2 protein-coding genes are annotated in these 2042 nt (G+C 60.0%); one reads left to right on the top strand and one right to left on the bottom strand.

Annotated elements, in window-relative coordinates; translation table 11 throughout:
• The first annotated feature begins 29 nt into the window (after positions 1-29).
• On the top strand, positions 30-1511 hold the full coding sequence (gene proS, locus ACH2EH_RS06010; RefSeq protein ID WP_395139896.1) for a proline--tRNA ligase: 1482 nt from the start codon (positions 30-32) through the stop codon (positions 1509-1511).
• Positions 1512-1555: 44 nt separating this feature from the next.
• On the opposite strand, the gene ACH2EH_RS06005 is transcribed toward proS, so the two are convergent.
• The coding region (locus ACH2EH_RS06005) for an SDR family oxidoreductase (RefSeq protein WP_395139894.1) at positions 1556-2042 on the bottom strand (487 nt) is incomplete at its 5' end.

Below are 2042 nucleotides of genomic sequence, written 5' to 3'. Positions count from 1 at the left end.
CCCGAGCATTTACTTCCGACAAAGACATCATGGCAAAACAAACTATTACAACCCGCGAGAAAGACTACTCGCAGTGGTATCTCGATATCGTCAAAGAGGCGGATCTCTCCGACTACTCCCCCGTGCGCGGCTGTATGGTCATCAAGCCCGTGGGCTATGCAATCTGGGAGATGATCCAGCAAGAGCTAGACCGCCGCATTAAGGCCACCGGCCACGTCAACGCCTACTTCCCCCTCTTTATTCCCGTGAGTTTTCTCACCAAAGAGGCGCAGCATGTCGAGGGTTTTGCCCCCGAAGTCGCTGTGGTGACGCACCATCGCCTAGAGAGCGACGGCAAAGGCGGACTGGTTCCTGCTGCACCACTCGATGAGCCGCTGGTAGTGCGCCCGACGTCGGAGGCGATTATCGGGGATAGCTTCTCGCGCTGGGTGCAGTCCTGGCGCGACCTGCCACTTCTTATTAATCAATGGGCCAATGTCGTGCGCTGGGAGATGCGCACACGTCCGTTCCTGCGCACGGCTGAGTTCCTCTGGCAGGAGGGCCACACCGCCCATGCCACCCACGACGAAGCCGAGGAAGAGACGCTGAAAATCCTCCATGAAGTGTATGGGGATTTTCTAGAGAACGTCATGGCGATTCCGGTCTTTAAGGGGCAGAAAACCGAAAAAGAGAAGTTCGCAGGCGCACTACGTACCTACGCCATCGAGGCGATGATGCAGGACGGTAAGGCGCTGCAAGCCGGGACGAGCCATAACCTGGGGCAGAACTTTGCCAAGGCCTTCGAGATAAAATTTCAAGGCCAGAACCAAAACGAGATCGAGTACGCCTGGACCACCTCGTGGGGTGTCTCGACCCGCCTGATCGGGGCGCTGATCATGGCGCACTCCGACGACGATGGTTTAGTCCTGCCACCGCGCCTTGCCCCGATTCAGGCCGTGATCGTCCCGATCTACAAGACCGACGAGGAAAAAGCAGCGACGCTCGCCGCCGCCGACCAGCTCAAGGCCGCGATTGGCGAGCGAGCGCGGGTCAAGATTGACTCCCGTGATAACCTCACGCCGGGCTTTAAGTTCAACGAGTGGGAAGTGAAGGGCATTCCCGTTCGCATCGAGATCGGGCCGCGCGATGTCGCCAATCAGACTGTGGTGCTGGGCCGCCGGGACCGACCGGGTAAAGAGGGTAAGCGCTTCGTCAGTTGGGCCGAGCTTCCTGATGTCCTGCCTGCGCTTCTCGAAGAGATTCAGGCCGCGCTCTACGACCGGGCCAAAGCCTTCCGGGATGCACATGTCACAGATGTTGCCAACTACGACGAGCTCACTGCCGCCGTGGAAACAGGCTTTGCCCGCGCTTGGTGGGCGGGCTCGCGCGAGGACGAGGACAAGATCCAGCTAGAGCTGAAAGCCACGATCCGCTGCATCCCGCTGGAGCAAGACCAGCCCGGCGGCGAGGGCGTCTGTGTCTTCACCGGCCAGCCTGCCACCCTGCAAGTGCTCTTTGCACGGAGCTACTAGAACCCACCCCCTAACCCCCGTGCAACGGGGGTTAGGGGGTGGGTTCACCACGTAAACTGAGGTGCTTGAATCCCATCCTCGATCCAGAGAAACTTCCCGTTGGTCTCGCTTGCAGGCGCGGCGACAATCTTACAGACAAGCTCAGCGGCTTTCTCCGGCGGATCGCCGCCGGTGCGCTCCACTAAATCTGCCCAGCCGGGCATGCCGCCAAAGTCTTTGATGTCTTCCCACATCTCCGTCTTGACCTCGCCGGGGTGAATCGCGCAGCAAGAAAGCTCAGTACCCGAAAGCTCAGCGGCGAGCTGGCGCGTGAAGAAGTTGAGCGTGTACTTGGAGAGAATGTAGTCCGCACCAGGGCCATCGGGCTGTGCGAAACCGGCGGCGGAGCTGACATTGATGATGCGGCCCCAGCCCAGCGCCTTCATCCCTGGTGCACAGAGCCGGGCGAGTAGATACGGTGCATAGACATTGGTAAGAAGCGTCTGCCGCCAGCGCTCCGGGTCGCTCTCGGTGATCTTGTCGAAGCCGTTG

The sequence above is a fragment of the Armatimonas sp. genome, assembly GCF_043760365.1.
Taxonomy (GTDB): Bacteria; Armatimonadota; Armatimonadia; order Armatimonadales; family Armatimonadaceae; genus Armatimonas.
This window is presented reverse-complemented; position numbering and strand designations above follow the sequence as displayed.

Bases quoted from the DNA above. Each gene is read 5' to 3' on its own strand.
- proS (WP_395139896.1), top strand. From the start codon at position 30: ATGGCAAAACAAACTATTACAACCCGCGAGAAAGACTACTCGCAGTGG.